The 20673-nt window shown below is 67.3% G+C and carries 18 protein-coding genes; 13 read left to right on the top strand and 5 right to left on the bottom strand.

Annotation, left to right across the window (positions count from 1 at the left end; genetic code table 11):
- The first annotated feature begins 28 nt into the window (after positions 1-28).
- From LK459_RS22290 to LK459_RS22280, 3 genes are all read left to right on the top strand, one after another.
- A complete protein-coding gene (locus LK459_RS22290) occupies positions 29-946 on the top strand; it encodes a transglutaminase family protein (protein ID WP_227923966.1) in 918 nt (305 codons plus the stop codon).
- Between the two features lie 207 nt (positions 947-1153).
- The gene (locus tag LK459_RS22285) at positions 1154-2293 is read left to right on the top strand and encodes a protein kinase family protein (protein ID WP_227920845.1); all 1140 of its coding nucleotides are present in this window, start codon (positions 1154-1156) and stop codon (positions 2291-2293) included.
- 5 nt (positions 2294-2298) lie between these two features.
- The gene (locus LK459_RS22280) at positions 2299-3717 is read left to right on the top strand and encodes a replication-associated recombination protein A (RefSeq protein WP_227923964.1); all 1419 of its coding nucleotides are present in this window, start codon (positions 2299-2301) and stop codon (positions 3715-3717) included.
- Between the two features lie 55 nt (positions 3718-3772).
- Here the strand turns inward: LK459_RS22280 and LK459_RS22275 are convergent, their stop codons facing one another.
- A complete protein-coding gene (locus tag LK459_RS22275; protein WP_227920844.1) occupies positions 3773-4264 on the bottom strand; it encodes a hypothetical protein in 492 nt (163 codons plus the stop codon).
- Between the two features lie 188 nt (positions 4265-4452).
- On the opposite strand from LK459_RS22275, the gene alaS reads away from it, so the two are divergent.
- The 8 genes from alaS to aroB all read left to right on the top strand — a co-directional run bounded on the left by alaS (position 4453) and on the right by aroB (position 13858).
- Positions 4453-7125, top strand: coding sequence for an alanine--tRNA ligase (alaS, locus tag LK459_RS22270; protein ID WP_227920842.1), 2673 nt, complete (start codon positions 4453-4455; stop codon positions 7123-7125).
- On the top strand, positions 7122-7550 hold the full coding sequence (gene ruvX, locus LK459_RS22265) for a Holliday junction resolvase RuvX (RefSeq protein ID WP_007239378.1): 429 nt from the start codon (positions 7122-7124) through the stop codon (positions 7548-7550). The genes alaS and ruvX overlap by 4 nt, the downstream gene beginning before the upstream one ends.
- 520 nt (positions 7551-8070) lie before the next feature.
- Complete coding sequence (gene mltG, locus LK459_RS22260) at positions 8071-9582, top strand: endolytic transglycosylase MltG (protein ID WP_407648829.1); 1512 nt, start codon at positions 8071-8073, stop codon at positions 9580-9582.
- A gap of 4 nt (positions 9583-9586) precedes the next feature.
- The gene (locus tag LK459_RS22255; RefSeq protein ID WP_227920838.1) at positions 9587-10444 is read left to right on the top strand and encodes a shikimate dehydrogenase; all 858 of its coding nucleotides are present in this window, start codon (positions 9587-9589) and stop codon (positions 10442-10444) included.
- A gap of 105 nt (positions 10445-10549) precedes the next feature.
- Positions 10550-10939: a prepilin peptidase gene (locus LK459_RS22250; RefSeq protein ID WP_007239381.1), complete on the top strand. Its 390-nt coding sequence runs from the start codon at positions 10550-10552 to the stop codon at positions 10937-10939.
- 26 nt (positions 10940-10965) lie between these two features.
- Positions 10966-12174 carry a chorismate synthase gene (aroC, locus tag LK459_RS22245; RefSeq protein ID WP_007239382.1) on the top strand — a complete coding sequence of 403 codons (1209 nt, stop codon included), beginning with the start codon at positions 10966-10968 and terminating at the stop codon, positions 12172-12174.
- Entirely contained in the window at positions 12171-12755 is a 585-nt protein-coding gene (locus tag LK459_RS22240) for a shikimate kinase (RefSeq protein ID WP_407648667.1), read from the top strand. Before aroC ends, LK459_RS22240 begins: the two co-directional genes overlap by 4 nt.
- On the top strand, positions 12752-13858 hold the full coding sequence (gene aroB, locus LK459_RS22235; RefSeq protein WP_227920836.1) for a 3-dehydroquinate synthase: 1107 nt from the start codon (positions 12752-12754) through the stop codon (positions 13856-13858). Before LK459_RS22240 ends, aroB begins: the two co-directional genes overlap by 4 nt.
- A 48-nt stretch (positions 13859-13906) precedes the next feature.
- On the opposite strand, the gene LK459_RS22230 is transcribed toward aroB, so the two are convergent.
- From LK459_RS22230 to LK459_RS22215, 4 genes are all read right to left on the bottom strand, one after another.
- Positions 13907-14446, bottom strand: a complete 540-nt coding sequence (locus LK459_RS22230) for a B-4DMT family transporter (protein ID WP_227920835.1) — start codon at positions 14444-14446, stop codon at positions 13907-13909.
- Between the two features lie 116 nt (positions 14447-14562).
- Complete coding sequence (locus LK459_RS22225) at positions 14563-15915, bottom strand: MFS transporter (protein WP_227920833.1); 1353 nt, start codon at positions 15913-15915, stop codon at positions 14563-14565.
- A gap of 41 nt (positions 15916-15956) precedes the next feature.
- The gene (locus LK459_RS22220) at positions 15957-16829 is read right to left on the bottom strand and encodes a shikimate dehydrogenase (RefSeq protein WP_227920829.1); all 873 of its coding nucleotides are present in this window, start codon (positions 16827-16829) and stop codon (positions 15957-15959) included.
- Positions 16830-16990: 161 nt separating this feature from the next.
- Positions 16991-17650, bottom strand: a complete 660-nt coding sequence (locus LK459_RS22215; protein WP_227920827.1) for a TetR/AcrR family transcriptional regulator — start codon at positions 17648-17650, stop codon at positions 16991-16993.
- Positions 17651-17728: 78 nt separating this feature from the next.
- On the opposite strand from LK459_RS22215, the gene LK459_RS22210 reads away from it, so the two are divergent.
- Together LK459_RS22210 and LK459_RS22205 are read left to right on the top strand one after the other, a co-directional pair.
- Positions 17729-19501 carry a bifunctional sugar phosphate isomerase/epimerase/4-hydroxyphenylpyruvate dioxygenase family protein gene (locus LK459_RS22210; RefSeq protein ID WP_227920825.1) on the top strand — a complete coding sequence of 591 codons (1773 nt, stop codon included), beginning with the start codon at positions 17729-17731 and terminating at the stop codon, positions 19499-19501.
- Between the two features lie 31 nt (positions 19502-19532).
- Positions 19533-20648 carry a M24 family metallopeptidase gene (locus LK459_RS22205; RefSeq protein ID WP_227920823.1) on the top strand — a complete coding sequence of 372 codons (1116 nt, stop codon included), beginning with the start codon at positions 19533-19535 and terminating at the stop codon, positions 20646-20648.
- The last annotated feature ends 25 nt before the right edge of the window (positions 20649-20673 follow it).

Genomic DNA, 20673 nt, shown 5'->3' with positions numbered 1-20673 from the left:
GCCGCAGACTGACGCTTCTGCCGCGCCTGTGGCGAATGGGGCGAATGGGGCGCCCGGTACCAGGAGGTACCGCGTCTTCCACCGCACGTGTTACACCTACGACGACGAGGTGTCGTCGTCGTACGGGCGTTGCTACCTGACGCCCCGCGACCTTCCGTACCAGCGTGTCCACGAGACGGAGACGGTGATCGACCCGGAGCCCGCGGACCGATCGGTCGGCGTCGACGTGTACGGCAACATCGACGCATATTTCCATGTGCGCGCCGCTCACCGCGTTCTCGAGGTCACCGCGACGTCGATCGTCGAGGTCGACCCGATCGACCAGGGACTGGTGCACAGCGTCGCGGCCCGCGCGCCGTGGGAGGACGCACGACCAGCCGCGGTCGGTGCGGTGCTCGTCGACGAGTTCGTACTCGACCTCGACCCTCCGGAGATCACCCAGGCCGTGCGCGACTACGCCGCGGCGGTGTTCACACCGGGACGACCGCTCATCGACGCGATCACCGATCTGACCTCGCGGATCTTCTCGGACTTCACCTACCGGTCGGGGTCGACGGCCATCAGCACCCGCGTCGACACGGTTCTCGAACGCCGCATGGGCGTGTGTCAGGACTTCGCGCGCGTCGCGATCGCCTGCCTGCGCTCGGTCGGACTGGCGGCGAGGTACGAATCCGGTTACCTCGCGACAGATCCACCACCGGGTACCGAGCGCATCTTCGGGGCCGACGCCAGCCATGCGTGGGCGGCGGTCTGGCTCCCGGGGGACCGATGGCTCGCGTTTGATCCGACCAACAACAAGCTCGTCGACGAACGTCACGTCACGGTCGCGTGGGGCCGCGACTACGACGACGTCCCACCCCTTCGCGGCGTGATCTACACCGATGCGAGCAAGAGCGAGATCGAGGTCTCCGTCGATGTCAGCCCGCTGTCCGAGACCGGATGGTGACACCACGCCACCACCGTCGATCACGCACGGTCCGCGACCGATGTCGGTCGAACACACGTCGTCGAACCGAATCGTCGTCGTTTGCGCCTAAAAAGAAAGTGTTATGACAAAGCTGCAGGTCAAGCGTGTGTTAGTCGTGAGAGGGCGCGTATGTGTGGAGAAAGTCGATGACGCGTGTCGGCGCCTGCGAGTAAGTTGGTGGCTGCCATGACGGTCATCACAGAGAGCCGCGTCACCAGCGTGGTGCGTGCCGCAGAAGCAATGCTGTCCCGCCGCGCGGGAGCCCCCGTGGTTCTCGCGGATCCCGAAGACCTCGGAGGGAGCGGCCGAACCACGGTCGTGCGGGTACGGGTGGCGCAGAATCCGCTGTCGATGGATCGCACCCTGGTCATCAAGGCACTCCCGAGCCATGAGGATCCCCAGGCGTTTCACCGCGAGATCGCCTCGTACAAATACGCGACAGCACTGCCGACCGAGTCACGTCCCGGCCCCCAACTGATCGCATCCGACCCCGACAACAGGCTGATGGTGCTCTCCGACCTCGGCCGGGGACATCCGCTGACCGCCCTGCTCGCCGATGCCGACGTCGTCGAGATGACCCGCGCGGTCAGCGCCTGGGGCCAGGCGCTTGGCCGGATGCATGCGGCCACAGTCGGCGGCGAGAGCGATTTCGATGCGCTCGTGCGTCACGGAGCCGCGGGTACGGCGGGCAGGGACATCCTCCGGGACGAAGCCATCCGTGCTGTGTCGGCGGCCTCGGCACGTGTCGCCGACCTCGGCCTGACGCTCCCCGACGCCGTGGCAGAGGCACTGACCTCGGCATGCTCGCTCTTCGACGACGGAGAGCACCGCGCGTTCAGCCCGTCGGACGTGGGGCCGGAGAACATCCTGCTCAACGACGACGGCGTGCAGTTCATGGACTACGAGTGGGGCGGGTTCCGTGACGCCACTCTCGACATCGCGTACGCGCTGGTCACCTTCGCACCCCAACTCGGGCCGACAGGTGTCGCACATCGACTCGACCTCGAGGTCTCGATGGTCGACGCATGGCGCTCGGAGGTTGTGCCGATCTGGCCGGCGCTCGAGCGCGACCGCGTGATGCAGCGTCAGCTGCTGACCGCCCGGCTGCTGTGGGTCTGGCTGTCGACGGTGTGGATGCTTCCGGACTCGGCGACCGACATCGCTCCGATGACCCATTACGCCCACGACTGGGCGCTGCACACCAACGACCCCCGCGTGCTCGTCGCTCGGTGGTCCGATCTCGCCGCAGCGGCGACGAGCAATGCCGAGGTCTCCGAATTCGCCACCGACGTGGGTCTCGCGCTGCAGCGTTCGTGGCTGGATTGACCGCGGTGGGGGGATTGTTCGACCCGCCGCCACCAGCGAGCGCGTCGAGCGGCGCCACGTCGCTCAACTCGTCGCCGTCGCCGAACGCGCCGCTGCCGGTGCGGATGCGACCACAGACTCTCGACGACATCGTCGGTCAGCAGCATCTGCTCGGCGCGGGGTCGCCGCTACGGCGCCTGATCAACGGTTCCGGGGCGGCGTCCGTCCTGCTGTACGGACCGCCGGGGACCGGCAAGACCACGATGGCCTCATTGATATCGAGCGCGGCGGGTGGTCGCTTCGAAGCGCTCTCCGCCTTGTCCGCCGGCGTCAAGGAGGTGCGCGCGGTCATCGAGGTCGCGCGCAGGCGACTCGCAGCGGGCGAACAGACCGTCTTGTTCATCGATGAGGTCCACCGGTTCTCCAAGACCCAGCAGGATGCGCTGCTCGACGCCGTCGAGAACAGGATCGTTCTGCTCGTCGCCGCGACGACCGAGAACCCGTCGTTCTCGGTGGTGTCGCCGCTTCTGTCCAGATCACTTGTCCTGCAGTTGCGTTCACTCACCGACGACGACATCCGCACGGTGCTGCAGCGTGCTGTCGCCGACGACCGCGGGCTGGCCGGCGCGGTCACCGTGACCGAACAGGCCTACGACCACCTCGTGGCAGTTGCGGGCGGTGACGCGCGCAGGGCACTGACCGCCCTCGAGGCGAGCGCCGACGCCGTGCTCCGCGACCCGGTGCCCGACTCCGACGGCGACGACCCGACCCCCGACGAAACCCTGCCGCCGAGTATCGACGTGGCCGACGTGGAGGCGGCCATCGACCGTGCCGCGGTGCGCTACGACCGCGACGGCGACCAGCACTATGACGTGACCAGTGCGTTCATCAAGTCCATCCGCGGATCCGACGTCGACGCCGCGCTGCACTACCTCGCGCGGATGATCGCCGCCGGTGAAGATCCCCGGTTCATCGCCCGACGCCTGATGATCCATGCAAGCGAGGACATCGGGATGGCCGATCCGATGGCTCTGCAGACCGCGGTCGCCGCCGCGCAGGTCGTGGCGCACGTCGGGATGCCCGAGGCGAAACTGGCGCTCGCGCAGGCGACGATCCACCTCGCCACCGCCCCGAAATCGGCGGGTGTCGTCAGCGCCATCGGGGCTGCGCTCGCCGACGTCGAGGCCGGCAAGGCAGGAGCAGTACCTCCGGGGCTGCGCGATGCTCACTACAGCGGGGCCAAGAAGCTCGGCAGTGGGGTCGGATACCAGTACCCACACAACGATCCCGACGGTGTTGTGCCGCAACAGTATCCGCCGGACGAACTCGTCGGCGTCGACTACTACGAGCCCACCGACCACGGTTTCGAACGCGAGATCGGCCCGCGCGTCGCCAAGTTGCGGTCCATCGTGCGGCGCGCCACGCGGCGATCGCGACAAGGGTGACGCGGCCCGATCCGAAGTCCGGACGAGACGTCGGCAGGCTCACCCGCCATGCCGGCTACTTCACGACGAAGACGTCGGAGCAACTCGGCGCAGGCAGGGTCAGCAGTGGACCGCGTTTCACCGGACGCAGCTCGATGCGGACGCGTCCCGCGCCGGTGCGGACGTCGCGGAAGTCGTACATCGACCCGCCGGTCGCCGCGGTGGTGTGCTGGATCCCCCGCAGCGTGCCCGAACGATGCGTGTTCAGGTTCGTCCAGACGACGGTCATGATGTTGTCGTAACCCCAGATACTGAGGCTCACCGAGATCGAGACTTCCACGGCTCCGCGCTGTCCGTTACGCAACCACTGCATCGTGCTGATCGCGCCGGAGTAGGTGTTGTCGACGATGTTGGGGCTGAGTGCATTGCACCGGTGTAGAGACGTCTGGTTGATCACGCCGTCGTATTCGTTGTAGTCGGCGGCGGATGCGACGCCGACTCCCACCGCACTGAGGGTGAGGGCGATGAACAGGGCGAGCGCGGAGCGTGCTGCTGTGATTCGGGTCATGTCGCTGTGATCGGGCGTCGCCACGTGATCGTTAGCCATGTGACCGTTTCGTGCTGCTGACGACGCCGTTCGGGTCTCTTCGTCGGGCGGCGGTAGGCTGGTATGTCGCAGATCGTCGGATTGGTGCACGCCCGATTCACCCCGACGCCGACCACAGACGCACCACGACCACCGAGGACGAGAACCCAGTGCAGACGCATGAGATCCGGCAGCGATTCCTGGATCACTTCATCAAGGCCGGACACACCGAGGTGCCGAGTGCCTCGCTGATCCTCGACGATCCCAACCTGCTGTTCGTCAACGCGGGCATGGTGCCGTTCAAGCCGTACTTCCTCGGTGAGCAGACACCCCCGTTCGACCGAGCGACCAGCGTGCAGAAGTGTGTGCGCACCCTCGACATCGAGGAGGTGGGTATCACGACCCGCCACAACACCTTCTTCCAGATGGCGGGCAACTTCTCCTTCGGCGATTACTTCAAGCGTGAGGCCATCAGATTCGCCTGGGATCTGCTCACCTCGTCGGTCGCCGACGGCGGATACGGTATCGATCCGCAGAAGCTGTGGCCCACTGTCTACCTCGACGACGACGAGGCGTTCGGCATCTGGCGCGACGAGATCGGCGTCCCCGCCGAGCGCATCCAACGACGGGGGATGAAAGACAACTACTGGTCGATGGGCGTGCCGGGTCCCTGCGGCCCGTGCTCGGAGATCTTCTACGACCGTGGTCCGGACTACGGGGTCGAGGGCGGACCCGAAGCCGACGAGGACCGCTACATCGAGATCTGGAATCTCGTGTTCATGCAGAACGAGCGCGGTCCCGGCGGCGCGAAGGAGGGCTACGAGATCCTCGGGCCCCTCCCGAAGAAGAACATCGACACCGGAATGGGAGTCGAACGGGTCGCCTGCCTGCTGCAGGGCGTCGACAATGTCTACGAGACGGATCTGCTCAAGCCGCTCATCGACCTGGCATCGCAGCTGACCGGGCGTGGCTACGGAGTGGGCAATCACGACGACGACGTGAAGTTCCGCGTCATCGCCGACCACTCGCGCACCGCGGTGATGCTCATTGGCGACGGCGTGCTGCCCGGTAACGACGGTCGCGGTTACGTGCTGCGGCGACTGCTGCGTCGAGTGGTCCGCTCGATGCGACTGCTCGGCGCAACGGAGCCGACGATGGAGGTCATCGCCAACACGGTGATCGACGTGATGTCGCCGTCGTATCCCGAGCTCGCCGAGCAGCGCGATCACATCGTTTCCGTCGCGGTCGGGGAGGAGACGTCGTTCTCCAAGACTCTGGAGGCCGGATCGAAGCTCTTCGCAGACGCCGCGCAGGCGACGAAGTCCGCGAACAAGACGACCATCAGCGGCAACGATGCGTTCACCCTGCACGACACCTATGGCTTTCCGATCGACCTGACCCTCGAGATGGCTGCCGAGGCCGGCCTCGACGTCGACCAGCAGGGCTTCACCGAACTGATGGCGGAGCAGAAGCAGCGTGCGAAGGACGACGCCGTCGCCCGCAAGACCGGACACACCGACGCCGCTGTCTACCGCGAGTTCCTCGATCGCGGCCCCACCGAGTTCACCGGCTTCGACGAATTGGTGTCCGAGGCGCGCGTACTCGGTCTCATCACCGATGGTGCACGCGTACGTTCTGCCGGTCCGGGAGAACAGACCACGGTCATCCTCGACCGGACGCCGTTGTACGCCGAGGCCGGCGGTCAGATGGCCGACGTGGGTTCCATCACCACCAGCGACGGGACGCGATTGACCGTCAGCGACGTGCAGAAGGTCGGCAAGTCGGTGTGGCTGCACAAGGCGACCGTCGACGCGGGCGAGATCCACGACGGCGACGAGGTGATCGCCGCGGTCGACCAATCGTGGAGACACGGTGCGACACAGGGACATTCGGGTACCCACATGGTGCACGCGGCCCTGCGCGAGGTGCTCGGCCCGAGCGCCACCCAGGCGGGCTCGCTGAACCGACCCGGATACCTGCGTTTCGACTTCCACTCCGGCTCGGCGCTGACCGAGGACCAGCGGCAGCAGATCGAGGAGATCTCGAACGGCGCGGTCGAGGCGAACTACCCGGTGCACACCTTCGAGACCGGTCTGACCGAGGCCAAGGCGATGGGCGCGATGGCGCTGTTCGGCGAGAACTATGGCGACGTGGTGCGCGTCGTCGAGATCGGCGGACCCTTCTCGATGGAGCTGTGTGGCGGAACCCACGTGGCGTCGTCGGCACAGATCGGCCCGGTCACCCTCATCGGTGAATCCTCCGTCGGGTCAGGGGTGCGACGCGTCGAGGCATACGTCGGCATGGACTCGTTCCGGTACCTGTCCAAGGAGCGCGCGCTGCTCGCGGGGCTCGCCTCGTCGCTCAAGGTGCCCTCCGAAGAGGTTCCGGGACGTGTGGAGCAGCTCGTCACCCGCCTGCGCGACGCGGAGAAGCAACTCGAGAGGGTTCGCGCCGACGCCGCTCGCTCGGCTGCCGCAGGCCTGCTCGATTCCGCCGACACCGTCGGTTCGACGCTGGTGGTCGGCGGACTGGTGCCGGGAGTCGGTGCCAATGACCTCCGTGGTATCGCCACAGATCTGCGCGGACGTGTCGGTGACCGACAGGCGGTGATAGCGCTGTTCTCGACGACGGGTGAGGGCGACGACACCAAGGTCCCGTTCGTCATCGCGACGACCGAGTCGGCGCGCGGGGCGGGGATCAAGGCGGGCGACCTGGTCAAGGAGATCGCACCGCTCGTCGGCGGACGTGGGGGTGGAAAGCCCGACCTCGCACAGGGATCGGGCACCGATCCGTCAGGTATCGACGCCGCACGAACGCGCATCCGGGAGCTCGTCGCCCGATGAGTGTGACGCGTGGGCGTCGTCTCGGTGTGGATGTCGGCAGCGTCCGCATCGGGGTCGCGGTGAGCGACCCCGACAGCATCCTGGCGACGCCGGTCGAGACGGTCCCCGGACGCGACATCGATGGAGCGGTGAGGCGGCTGTGCGCCTTGGTCGAGGAGTACGAGGCGGTCGGGGTGATCGTCGGTTTGCCCAAGACTCTTCGCAACACCGACGGCCCGGCGGTTGAGAAAGCCCGTGACTTCGGCACCCGACTCGCCGACAAACTGGAGGGGATTCCTGTGCTCTATTCCGACGAGCGACTGACCACCGTAGCTGCGCAGCAAGCGCTGCACGCGAGCGGTCGTAACACCAAAACGTCGCGTGGGGTGATTGATCAGGCTGCAGCGGTCGCTATTCTGCAGGGGTGGCTGGATTCGCGACGATGAGTGGATCCGTGCTGTCCACCAACAGTTCTGATGAGGGAGGCGACGCGCGGTGACCGACGAGCGGCATCGGAATCGTCATCGCGAACCTTCTGATCACGATACCGAAGGGCTCGATCTCGAGCGACTCCGGTACTTCACTCAGCCGGCAGAGGGCAAACCGCACAACCGGCACCGGCGTCGGCGCACCGGAACCACGGGACAGATCCCGATCGTTCGAGGCGACGACGGCCAGAACGGTGTGAACCCGACGGCCTACAACCGCACCGACGCCAACCGCACCGACGCCAACCGCACCGACGGAGTCCGTGACGACGCCGCAGGCGCGGGCCGCACACAGGGTTCGTCCTCCGCGAGGCGAGCCGCGCAGCGGCCCGGCCCGCGCTCGGCGACGACACCACCGGCGGCGCCCCCGACCCGACCGCAACCGGCGCCGCGACCGCACACCCAGGAACCGACCACCATGCGAGGCCGGGTCGAGGGTGCGGCGAGCACCGATTCCGGGGATGCCGACGCGTTCCACATGGCGACGCCGCGCCGGGCGCGACCGCAACGCATATCGCCCGCCGCCCGCCCGCCCGCATCCCGATCGCGATCAGACAGTGCTCCGTCGGTCGGGGCGCCATCGGGCGGGGCGCACGGGGACGCGGCCGACGCGCACGGTGGTGTCGGAGCGAAGGGGCCCGACACCGGACCGGTCGATACCGTGGCCGCTTCGTCGCCGGCGCCGGTGGCGCGCGCGACGGCGACAGTGACCGAAGAGCCACATGACGTCGACCGCGAGCCGAACCAATACGACGCCGCCTACGACTCGATCGATCACGACGAGCCGATCGTCCCGACCCGTCGGGGGAGGGGCCGTCCACGTACCGCGGAGGCACAGCGCAGGCGGCGCAAGCGACGAGGAGTGCTTGCTGCGGTCATCGTCATCATGTTGGTGGCGGTGGGCGGTGTCGGCTACTACGGGCTGCGCGCCGCGGGGCTGCTCGACTCGCGCAAGGACTACACGAACGCCGCCGGAACCGGCGATGTGATCGTCGACATCCCGCAGAACTCGACCCTCAAGGACTTCGGTCGGATCCTCGCCGACGACAACGTCGTCGGCAGCCAGCGAGCGTTCATCAATGCGGCTGACGGACAAGCGATCTCGGGTGGCTTTTACAAGATGCGTACCGAGATACCCGCGTCGACGGCGGTGCAGATGCTCACCGACGGAACCACGCACCGGGTTGGTCGGGTCGTTGTCCCCGAGGGGCTGCAGATCGACACGAAGAAGGGTGTCGACGGAAAGACGACGCCCGGTATCTTCCAGATGATCTCCGACGCCACGGCTGTCACCGTCAACGGACGCACCATCGGCGTCACGGTCGACGATCTGCAGAAGGCGGCCGCCACCACGTCGGCACAGCAACTCGGGGTACCCGACTGGGCTGTGGCCGATGTCGAGAAACTCAACGGCGATCACCGGAGGATCGAGGGTCTGATAGCGCCGGGAACCTGGGAGACCATCGATCCGCACATGTCCGCCACGCAGATCCTGCATGAGCTGATCTCGCAGAGTGCCCAGCGTTTCGCCCAGTGGGGACTGGGCGGGCAGAATGCCAACGAGTCGGGGCTGACGCCGTACCAGACGCTCGTGGCGGCCTCCGTCGTCGAACGCGAGGTCGCCAAGCCGGATGATTACGCGAAGGTCGCGCGAGTGATCCTGAATCGTCTGGACAAGGACCAGCGACTCGAGATGGACTCGACGGCGAACTACACCGCCACGGTGACCAACATCGACCTCGACGGCGAGGCGTACAAGTCCGACAACGCGTGGAACACGTATCAGATGAAGGGCCTGCCCGCGACACCGATCGGTGCCGTCGGTGAACGCGCGCTCGAGGCGACCGAGCACCCCGAGAGCGGGAACTGGCTCTACTTCGTCACGGTCGACCGCAACGGAACGACGCTGTTCGCCGACACCTTCGACGAGCACAAGCGCAACCGCGAGCAGGCGTGCGAGAACAAGCTCCTGACGACCGGGTGCAGTTGACCCGATGGATCTGACACCTCCGCCACGAGGTACGCCGACCGGCGGCACTGTTGGCCGTAAAGCCGCTGTCCTCGGGTCGCCGGTATCGCACTCGCGTTCGCCCGATCTGCACCTCGCGGCCTACCGGGCACTGGGACTCGACGACTGGAGCTACGAGCGCATCGAGTGTGACGAGCGTCGGCTGCCGACGCTGGTGCGGGAACTCACGGACGAGTGGGTGGGACTGTCGGTGACGATGCCCGGCAAGCGGGTTGCACTGGAGGTCGCCGACGAGCGCACCGACCGCGCAGTCCTCGTGGGCTCCGCGAACACCCTGGTCCGCACCGAGAGCGGCTGGCGTGCCGATTGCACCGACATCGACGGCATGACCGGGGCGTTGCGCGAGATCGGAGTGTCCACGTCCGAGCGACCGCGCGCGGTGGTCATCGGTGCGGGCGGGACGGCCCTGCCGAGTGTGGCCGCCCTCGCAGACGCCGGAATCACCGATCTGACCGTCGTCGCCCGCGACGAAACACGCGCGCGCGACGTAGTCGACCTCGCACAGCGACTCGATCTCGGCGTGAGTCTCCTTCCGTTCGCGTCCTCTGGGCAACTCGCGCACACCTGCGCCGAGGCAGGGGTCGTGGTGTCGACCGTGCCCGCGGCCGCCGCCGCTCCGATCGTCGACGCGGTCGCCGAGGCGTCGGCGCTCGTCGACGTCATCTACGACCCGTGGCCCACCCCCCTTGCCGAGGCGGTGTCCGCACGCGGGGGACGCGTGGTCGGCGGTCTGGTGATGTTGCTCAACCAGGCCTACAGCCAGGTGGAGCAGTTCACGGGCCTTCCCACGCCGCGCGACGCGATGGCCCGCGCGCTGAGCTGAGTCACCGCGCCACGGCTGTCCCCAGGCACCCGTCCGTCAACATCTCGAACCCGAACGACACGACGCCGACGTCTGGCCGGCGCGGCAGCGCCCAGACTGTCCCACATGGGAGTGGTGGGCTGTGTGGTCGCGCTCTGGCTGGCCGCGCTCGCCGAGATCGACCGGCAGACGTACCGCCTGCCCACCGCGCTTTTGTGGCCGGGGTGCGTGGCGGTGGGGCTGTCGGCGAGTACACACGCGTCGGTGGGGCTCGCCGCGGTGGCCGCCACGGGTCCGTACCTCGTGGGCTGGTTGTGTGGACTGTGCGGTGGTGGAGACGTCAAACTGGCCTTCGTGCTGGGCGGCATGCTCGCCGATCCGGCGGCAGCGCTCGTGATGGTGGTCGCCGCGCAGGCGCTCGGCCTGCTGACTCGCGGACGGCGTCGGCGCTGGCCGCACGGGCCCGCGATGATCGTGTCGGGTGCGCTGCTGCTCGTCGTCGTGGCCGGGGGTTGACGTGCTTGGGGTGTCGTCGCCGTCACATGGAACAATTGATCATTGTGTTGCGCTGGATAACCGCCGGAGAGTCCCATGGCCCGGCTCTTGTTGCCATTGTCGAGGGCATGGTCGCCGGGGTGGAGATCACCTCGACCGACATCGCCGAACAACTCGCACGTCGCCGCCTCGGCTACGGCCGCGGCGCGCGCATGAAGTTCGAGGCCGACAAGGTCAGCGTGCTCGGCGGTGTCCGACACGGCCGGACGTTGGGCGGGCCGGTCGCCATCGAGATCGCCAACAGCGAGTGGCCCAAGTGGGAAACCGTGATGGCCGCGGATCCCGTCGACCCTGCCGAACTTGAGGGCAGCGCACGCAACGCCCCGCTGACGCGTCCCCGACCGGGCCACGCCGACTACTCCGGCATGCTCAAGTACGGCTTCGACGATGCGCGCCCCGTCCTCGAACGCGCGAGCGCACGGGAGACCGCCGCACGCGTCGCGGCGGGCACCGTTGCGCGGAACTTCCTGCGTCAGGTGTTCGGGATCGAGGTGGTCTCCCACGTGATCTCGATCGGCGGCAGCGCACCCTATGTCGGTGTGACCCCGACCATCTCCGACATCGAGGCGATCGACGCGAGTCCTGTGCGCGCTTTCGACAAGGCGGCCGAGGAGTCGATGATCGCCGAGATCGAGACCGCGAAGAAGGAGGGCGACACCCTAGGAGGCGTCGTCGAGATCGTGGCGACGGGTGTACCCGTCGGCCTCGGCTCACACGTCAGCGGTGAGACTCGTCTCGATGCACGCCTCGCCGGCGCGCTGATGGGTATCCAGGCGATCAAGGGTGTCGAGGTCGGCGACGGGTTCGAGACCGCACGTCGCCGTGGCAGCGCCGCGCACGACGAGATGGTTCCCGGACCCGACGGCGCACTCCGTTCCACCAATCGTGCGGGCGGTCTCGAAGGCGGCATGACCAACGGTGAGGACATCAGGGTCCGCGTCGCCATGAAGCCGATCTCCACCGTCCCGCGTGCGTTGTCGACCATCGACATGGCGACCGGTGAGCAGGCGCAGGCCATCCACCAGCGCTCCGACGTCGTCGCCGTACCGGCTGCCGGTGTCGTGGCCGAGTCCATGGTCGCGCTCGTCGTCGCGCAAGCCGCACTCGAGAAGTTCGGTGGCGACTCGGCGACCGAGACCGCCGACAATCTCGCCGGTTATCTCAAGCGGACCGCCGCGCGCGGGGCACGGTCATGAGCAGCACGGGAGTAGACGTCGACACGCCTGAGGGTCGCTCGGTCGAGCCGACCGCCAGCAGGCCCGCCGCGGTGCTCGTCGGGTTCATGGGGGCAGGCAAGTCGACCGTCGGTCGGCTGCTGGCCGACAGACTCGGCGTCGACTTCATCGACACCGACCACGAGATCGTCCGCCGCACCGGACGGAGCATCCCCGACATCTTCGTCACCGACGGCGCCGACAGGTTCCGCGAACTCGAGGCCGAGGTGGTCGCCGACGTGCTGTCGACACACACCGGCATCGTGGCGCTCGGAGGGGGCGCGGTGACCACACGCACGGTGCGCGACGCCCTCGACTCCCACCGCGTCTTCTATCTGAAGGTCAGTGCGGAGTCGGGGTTCGAGCGCGTACGCGAATCCGATCGTCCGCTGCTCGCCTCCGACGATCCGGCACAGCGCTACCGAGCGCTGCTCGCCGAACGCGAAGAGACCTATTCTGCGGTCGCAGGCGTCGACATCGATGCGCACGGCGATCCCGACGCCGTGGCCGATCTCGTCATCCTGGCACTGGCCGAGGAACTCACCGCCGGGAGGCCCTCATGACCGAGCCGATCTCGATTCGCGTCGACGGAGCGTCGCCGTACGACGTCACCATCGGTCGTGGTCTTCTGAACGAGGTCGCCGAGGCCGCGACCGGCGCCGACCGCGTCGCCGTGCTCTATCAGCCGACTCTCGCGCAGACGGCCGAGCAGGTTCGGGAGTTCTTGGCGGACAAGGGATTCGATGCGCACCGCGTGGAGATCCCGGACGCAGAAGCCGGTAAGGACCTTTCGGTTGCTGCGTTCTGTTGGGACGTGTTCGGCCGCATCGGCCTCAAGCGCAACGACAAGGTGATCGCGCTCGGCGGGGGAGCGGCTACTGATCTCGCAGGCTTCGTCGCTGCGACCTGGATGCGCGGCATCGGCGTCATCCACATCCCGACCACGCTGCTCGCGATGGTCGACGCCGCTGTCGGCGGAAAGACCGGCATCAACACCGATGCGGGTAAGAACCTCGTCGGGTCGTTCCACGAACCCGATGCGGTGCTCATCGACATCGCCACTCTCGAGACCGTCCCCCGTAACGAGATCATCGCGGGCCTCGCCGAGGTCATCAAGACGGGGTTCATCGCCGATCCGGCGATCCTCGACATCATCGAGGCCGATCCCGCCGCGGCCACCGACCCGACCGGTCCTGTGCTCCCGGAGTTGATCCGACGTTCGGTGCAGGTCAAGGCCGACGTCGTGTCGGCCGACCTCAAGGAGTCGTCGCTGCGCGAGATCCTCAACTACGGACACACGATGGGGCACGCGATCGAGCGCCGGGAGCGGTATCGGTGGCGTCACGGCGCCGCCGTCGCCGTCGGATTGGTCTACGCTGCCGAACTGGCGCGGCTTGCCGGCCGCCTCGACGACGAGACCGCCGAGCGTCATCGCAGCATCCTGGAACTCGTCGGACTTCCGACGACCTACGACGCCGACGCATTTCCCGAGCTGCTGGAAGGCATGTCGGGCGACAAGAAGAACCGATCGGGTCTGTTGCGGTTCGTCGTGCTCGACGGACTCGCCAAGCCGGATCGCCTCGAAGGACCCGACCCGGGACTGCTCGTCGCCGCCTACTCGGCCATCGCGTCGGACACTCCGACAGCGGGCACCACACTGCTCTGACCCGATGCAGCGGGGCGACCTTCGCCCCGCCCCGCTCCGGGCGTCAGCTCAGGACGACTCAGCGCCGGATTGCGCGACGGGGCGGTCGTCGATGCGCTCGAAAGCCGTCGTGGCGTCGTCGGCGTTGCGACTGTTGCCCTCGTCGGCGCGACGCTGCTCCTTACGCTGGTCACGTCGCGTGAGCCAGCGGCCGACAGCCGCACCGAAGAATGCGGGGAAGTAGGTGAGCAGCGCGATGAACGAACCACCCGCGATGATCTCGATGAAGAAGCTCGATTCGCTGATGCCCTGCACGCCTACGCGGCCGAGGATCCAGCAGATCAGGCAGGACACCAGGCCCGCGAAGATCCCGGCCTTGAGCCATCGGATGGTCAGGTCGTCGTAGTCGTCGGGATCCGGATGGGCGCGGGCATCGCGGATGCCGTCGAAACCGCCCCAGACCAGCGCGATGAACACGACCGCCGCAACGGCGATGGTCTTCCACGTCGTCGAGTGCAATGGCGACTGCACGACGGCGATGCCGAGCAGGACACGAGCGACGACGTGGACCGCGGTCATGACGACACCGCGCAGCAACCAGGACACCATGGCCGACAGCTTACCCATGGGCGACGTGATCTCGAACACGCGGGAGTGGGGTGGCGTTTCCCGCCACCCCACTCCCGACTTCGTCGAGCATCAGACCCCGCGGGCCGCCACGTGGGTCAGGCAGCCAACGCCGCCGTGCGGTTCGGCGACACATGCACCGGCGCAGTGCCGAGGTCGTCGGTCGCAACGTCCTTGGTTTCTCTGGCCGTGAGCGCCGCCGCGGTCGCGATCAGGCAGATCGTCGCGGTGAACACGCTGATCACCACCCAACCGCCGTCTCCGACGCCCCCGAGCGCGGTCACGATCGACGGAGCGAAGCCCGCCATGAGGAAGCCGAGTTGGGTACCGATGGCCAGACCGGAGAAACGGACGCGGGTGGAGAACATCTCGCCGTAGAAGGCGGGCCAAACGGCGTTGGCCGCCGCGTAACCGAACGAGAACGTGAGTACCGCGAGCACGAAGGTCAGCAGGTGATTGCTCTGGCCCATCGACAACATGTAGAAGGGCATCAGGATCGCTGACGAGAGCGCACCGTAGATGAAGACCGGCTTGCGGCCGATCCTGTCGGCGAGGGCACCGAACAGCGGTTGCGTGATGAGCGCGCCGATGTTGGCCACGACGACGAGCCACAGGGTCAGGCCGGCGTCGAGTCCCACGTGCTTGCCGTAGGCGAGTGCGAGGTTGGCGAACACGGTCGACACCGCGGCGATGAACGCGCACAGCACTACTCGGACGACCGAACGCCACTGGTCGCGCATCAGAGGAACGAGGGGCATCCGTGCGATCTCGCCGGATTCGCGGGCCTCGGTGAACTGGGGCGTCTCGTGCAGGCGACGGCGGATGAAGTACGCGACGAGGACCACGACGGCCGAGAGCCAGAACGGAACCCGCCAACCCCATGAGTACTTCGCGTCGTCGGGGAGGGCCATGAACGGGATCAGCACCAGCGAGGCCAGGATCAATCCGCCCTGCGTTCCGGTCAACGTCCACGAGGTGAAGAACGCACGCCGGTGGTCCGGAGCGTGTTCGAGAGCCAACGAACTCGCGCCCGCCTGTTCACCGGCGGCCGAAAAGCCCTGCAGCAGACGGCAGATCACCAGCAGGACGGGAGCAAGCCAGCCGATCTGACTGAACGTCGGTAGGCAGCCGATGACGAACGTCGACACTCCCATCAGCACGAGCGTGAACATCAACACCCTCTGGCGGCCGATGCGATCGCCGAAGTGGCCGAGGATGAGCGCTCCGATCGGGCGCGCGATGTAGGCGACACCGAACGTCGCGAACGACATCACCAGCGCCGCATTGTCGTCGGACGGGAAGAAGATGTGCGGGAAGATCAGGGCTGCGGCGGAGCCGAACAGGAAGAAGTCGTAGTACTCGACGGCGCTGCCCATGAACCCCGCGAGTGCGGCATGTCGTGGTGTGCGTTTCCCGACGGCTCCGGTGCCGTCGGCCTGGGTGGTGGTCATGGGTTACTCCTCTGGTGCGATTGTGCCTGGTGGCGCGGCGGTCAGGACGGGTTTGCGACGAGTTGGCGGAAGTGGCGGGTCATCCGATCGGCGTCCGGACGCAGCCCGGTGATCAGCGCGAAGGCGTCGACGGCCTGATAGACGGCCATGTGGCCTCCGTCGAGGGTTGCTGCACCCGCCGCGCGTGCGGCCTGCAGCAGTGCTGTGTCGAGGGGCCGGTAAACGATGTCGGCCACCCACAGGTCGGGACGTAGCAGCGACGCGTCGAAGGCGATGCCGGGGTGCTCGGCCATGCCGGTCGGCGTCGCGTGCACCACGCCGGTGCTCTCGGGTAGGAGCGCGGGCAATTTGTCGAACGACGCGGCGTCGACCCGTGGGATCGGGTGTCGGGACGTGAGGTCACGTGCGAGGTCACCCGCCCGGTCGACGTCGAGGTCGACGACGGTGAGGTGGGCGGTGCCCAGTCGCAGCAGCGCGTCGGCGACAGCGGTGCCCGCGCCCCCGGCACCGACCAGCACGACGTCGGCGAGGTCGGCGTCGGGGAGACCCTCGACAAACCCGTGGGCGAAACCTGTTGTGTCGGTGTTGTATCCGACATCGCCGTCGGCGGTGAACAGCACGGTGTTGACCGCCCCGAGTGTGGCGGCGACAGGATCGACACGATCGAGGTGCTCGATGACCGACCGCTTGCACGGGTGGGTGACGTTGACAGCGTCGAATCCGAGGGCGCGTGCCCAGGTGAGCACTTCTCCGATCCTGTCGGGGGAGATGCCTGCCGCGGTCAGGTCGATCGGCCGGTACAGGTAGTCGACGCCGAGCGCGCGGCCTTCGGCCATGTGCATGGCGGGGGTCAGCGAGGGGCCGACCCCGGTGCCGACGAGCCCCACCAAATGGCTGGTTGCGGAATGTTCCATGTGCGTCTCCGTAATGTACGAACTAGTACGTTCGCAATTCAGTACAGCATTGTGCGCGGCGTCTCGTCAACAGTTCCGTGTGATCGACATCGCAGCAGTCGGGCGACAGTGGGTATCGAGCGGGGGCGCAGAGGATCTGTCGATTGCGGCGTGCCGCGAGGTCACCGGGTGGAGATCAGGGGGGTGGAGGTCAGCCATCCGACGACGACGTCGCCGATCATTCTGCGCAGGTGGGCGCGGTTGGACGTCTCGGCCAGATCGAGATCGAAGAGGTAGCCGAAGGTGTACTGGTTGGCCACCTGGAACACGCAGTACGAGCTGATCACGAGATGGACGTCGAGGGCGCTGACGTCGGGACGAAACAGCCCGGCGGCCCGACCGTCGTCGAGGATCTCGTCGAGCAGCGACGTCGCCGGCCTGCTCAGTTGCGGGAGGTCGGTCAGTCGCCGGATGAAGTCGCCCCGATGAATGTTCTCGATGGACACCAGGCGGATGAAGTCGTCGTGCTCGATGTGATGGTCGAAGGTCACTTCCGCGAGTCGTCGGATCGCCTCGATGGGATCGGCGTGGTCGACTCGCAGCTTTTGTTCGGCCTGACGGATCCCGCGGTAGGCCCTGTCGAGAACGGCAAGGTAGAGACCTTCTTTGCCGCCGAAGTAGTAGTAGATCATCCGCTTGGTGGTGCGGGTGCGCTCGGCGATCTCGTCCACTCGCGCACCCGAATAGCCGGATTCGGCGAAGACCTCGGTGGCGACGGCGAGCAGTTCGGCTCGGGTGCGCTCCGGGTCGCGCTGGAGTTCGGCTTTCGGCTTTGCGGCCACGGTGGGAGCTTACTTGTGGCCGCTCGGGACGGCGGTGAACCGTTGCCTTCGCTTTGTACCGATTGGTACATTGGTGTGATGAAGACCTCGATCGCAACAGTCTCCGTGTCTGGCTCACTCGTCGAGAAGCTCCACGCGTGTGCCGACGCCGGGTTCGACGGTGTCGAGATCTTCGAACCCGACCTCATCGCCGCGGTCGAGTCGCCGGAAGAGATTCGGGCGCTCGCGCACCGACTGGGTCTCGAGTTGTGCCTGTATCAGCCTCTTCGCGACATCGAGGGCGTGAGCGAAGCCCTGTTTGCCGACAACCTGCGGCGTGCCGACGCCACGTTCGCGACGGCTGCGCGCCTGGGGATCGACACGGTGCTGGTGTGCAGCAACGTTGCGACGGCGACCGTCGACGACGACGAGGTCTCCGCCGACCAGCTCCGCCGCCTCGGTGAGCTCGCGACGGGGTATGGGCTGCGCATCGCGTTCGAGGCGCTGGCGTGGGGGAAGTTCGTCGACGACTACCGACGCTCGTGGCGGATCGTCGAAATCGCCGACCACCCGGCTGTCGGACTGTGTCTGGACAGCTTCCACGTCCTCTCCCGCGGTCATGACCCGTCGGCGATCAGAGCCATACCGGGGGAGAAGATCTTCTTCCTCCAACTCGCGGACGCGCCTGCGCTGTCGATGGACGTGTTGTCGTGGAGTCGACACCACCGATTGTTCCCGGGCGAGGGGACATTCGACCTGGAGGGCTTCGTCGATCACGTTCTCGCGGCCGGATACACCGGGCCGCTGTCCCTCGAGGTGTTCAACGACACGTTCCGTCAGACGGACCCGGTGCCGACGGCCGTGCACGCCGAGCGTTCGTTGCTGTGGTTGCAGGACCGGCTCGACCTCATCGACATCCCGGATCCCACGCCCCCGAGCGGTTTCGACTTCGTCGAGATCAAAGCGGAGGACACCCGCGACGTCGAGGCCATGCTCGGCCAGCTGGGATTCACCGCGGCAGGCAGGCACCGCAGCAAACCCGTCACCTTGTGGACGGCAGGTGACGCGCGCGTCGTCCTCAACGAGCAGCAGGCGCGCGATCAGTCGCCGCATATCGCCGCCATCGGTCTGCAGGAATCCGATCCGCAGGCGCTGAGCGCACGCGCGTCCATCCTGAAGGCGCCCGCGGTGAACAGGCGGACCCATGCCTCGGAGCACGCCTTCGGTACGGCATTGGTGCCCGGCGGCACCGAGATCTTCTGGACGCTCGACGCGCCCGGTGCGCCCGCCTGGGTCGATGAATTCGACGACGCGCTTCCCGCGGCGAGCACCTCGATCCGCGCGATCGACCACGTCAACCTCACGCAGCAATGGGAGACCGCCGATGACGCGCGGCTGTTCATGGCGAGTGTCTTCGGTCTCGACGCCGACGACCCGGTCGAGGTGCCCGGTCCGCGTGGCCTGATCCGCAGCCAGGTTCTCCGTACCTCCGACGGAGCCGTGCGGATTCCCCTGAACGTCGCCCCACATGTCCTCGACTCCGAGGAGGTAGCGCAGCACGTCGCGTTCGCGTGCGATGACGTCCTGCGACTCGCGCGCAGCGCACGGGAGGCGGGTCTGGAGTTCCTACGGATCCCGGACAACTACTACGACTACGTGCGCGGGCGGTTCGGCGTCGACGAGGAACTGCTCACCATGCTGCGCGACCTCGGCGTGCTCTACGACCGCAGCACCGATCCGGCGGGCGGGTACCTGCTGCACTTCTATACCCGGACACTGGGCCGGGTGTTCTTCGAGTTCGTCCAGCGATTCGACGGCTACGACGGCTACGGCGTCGACAACGCGCCGGTCAGGCTGGCCGCGCAGCGCTGAGGCGTCCGACGTTCCGAGTAGCGTGGCAGTCATGCTCTCTGCTCCGCTGTCCGATGAATTCGCGCGTCGCCGTGAGCGACTGCGCACCCTGATCTCGACGGGGCCCGAGCCCCTCGACGTCTTCGTGGTCTCCGACCTGACCAACGTCCGGTACCTGAGCGGTTTCACCGGATCGAATGCAGCACTGTCGATCGCCGCCGAGGGCTGTGAGGGCGACCGCATCTGTACCGACGGTCGGTATCTGACCCAGGTCGCCGAGCAGTCAGGCGACCTCGTCGCCGTCATCGCGCGTAACTGCACCGACGAACTCGTCGGCGCGGCCGCGGCGTCCGGCGCGACGCGGATCGGCTTCGAAGCCGACGTCACGACGGTCGCCACCCATGCACGCCTCGTCGACGCGCTCGAGGGTCGGGGTCAGCTCATCGGGCGAACGGGGCTCGTCGCCGAGCTACGCGAGGTGAAGGACGACGCCGAGATCGAATTGCTGCGCCGCGCATGCGCCATCGGCGATGCCGCGCTGGCCGAGATCATCGCCGACGGTGTCATCCGCGCGGGTGCGACCGAGCGAGAAGTGGCGCGCGCCCTCGAGTCCGCGATGTTCCGACACGGGGCCGACGAGATCTCCTTCGAGACGATCGTCGCCGCGGGCGCCAACTCCGCCATCCCACATCACCGTCCGACACCGACTGCACTGTCGGACGGTGACTTCGTGAAGATCGACTTCGGTGCCGTCGCCGGCGGCTACCACTCGGACATGACGCGCACCTACGTGCTCAGCAGGGCCGCGGACTGGCAGCGCGAGATCTACGATCTCGTCTCGACCGCACAGGCGGCAGGTCGCGCGGCGCTGAAGGCCGGTGCCGACCTCCGCGGCATCGACGCTGCCGCGCGGTCGGTGATCGAGGATGCGGGTTACGGCGACCAGTACGTGCACGGGCTCGGGCACGGCGTCGGCCTCGAAATCCACGAAGCGCCGGGAATCGGCAAACTGGCGACGGGTACACTACCTTCCGGCGCAGCGGTGACCGTGGAGCCCGGTGTCTACCTCCCCGGACGAGGTGGAGTCCGGATCGAGGACACGCTCGTCGTCACCGACGGCGAACCCGACCTGCTGACCGCCACCGACAAGACCTTCACCGTCATCTGACGGCCCGCGCACTCGATGCGCAGGC

It is taken from the genome of Gordonia otitidis (assembly GCF_020735545.1).
Lineage (GTDB): Bacteria > Actinomycetota > Actinomycetes > Mycobacteriales > Mycobacteriaceae > Gordonia > Gordonia otitidis.
The sequence above is the reverse complement of the archived record's forward strand: the minus strand, read 5'-3'. Positions and strand labels throughout refer to the sequence as shown.

Coding starts and splice junctions, on each gene's coding strand:
- LK459_RS22285 (WP_227920845.1), top strand. CDS start 1,154: ATGACGGTCATCACAGAGAGCCGCGTCACCAGCGTGGTGCGTGCCGCA.
- LK459_RS22275 (WP_227920844.1), bottom strand. CDS start 4,264: ATGACCCGAATCACAGCAGCACGCTCCGCGCTCGCCCTGTTCATCGCC.
- ruvX (WP_007239378.1), top strand. CDS start 7,122: ATGAGTGTGACGCGTGGGCGTCGTCTCGGTGTGGATGTCGGCAGCGTC.
- mltG (WP_407648829.1), top strand. CDS start 8,071: ATGGCGACGCCGCGCCGGGCGCGACCGCAACGCATATCGCCCGCCGCC.
- LK459_RS22255 (WP_227920838.1), top strand. CDS start 9,587: ATGGATCTGACACCTCCGCCACGAGGTACGCCGACCGGCGGCACTGTT.
- LK459_RS22250 (WP_007239381.1), top strand. CDS start 10,550: ATGGGAGTGGTGGGCTGTGTGGTCGCGCTCTGGCTGGCCGCGCTCGCC.
- aroC (WP_007239382.1), top strand. CDS start 10,966: ATGGAACAATTGATCATTGTGTTGCGCTGGATAACCGCCGGAGAGTCC.
- LK459_RS22240 (WP_407648667.1), top strand. CDS start 12,171: ATGAGCAGCACGGGAGTAGACGTCGACACGCCTGAGGGTCGCTCGGTC.
- aroB (WP_227920836.1), top strand. CDS start 12,752: ATGACCGAGCCGATCTCGATTCGCGTCGACGGAGCGTCGCCGTACGAC.
- LK459_RS22230 (WP_227920835.1), bottom strand. CDS start 14,446: ATGGTGTCCTGGTTGCTGCGCGGTGTCGTCATGACCGCGGTCCACGTC.
- LK459_RS22225 (WP_227920833.1), bottom strand. CDS start 15,915: ATGACCACCACCCAGGCCGACGGCACCGGAGCCGTCGGGAAACGCACA.
- LK459_RS22220 (WP_227920829.1), bottom strand. CDS start 16,829: ATGGAACATTCCGCAACCAGCCATTTGGTGGGGCTCGTCGGCACCGGG.
- LK459_RS22210 (WP_227920825.1), top strand. CDS start 17,729: ATGAAGACCTCGATCGCAACAGTCTCCGTGTCTGGCTCACTCGTCGAG.
- LK459_RS22205 (WP_227920823.1), top strand. CDS start 19,533: ATGCTCTCTGCTCCGCTGTCCGATGAATTCGCGCGTCGCCGTGAGCGA.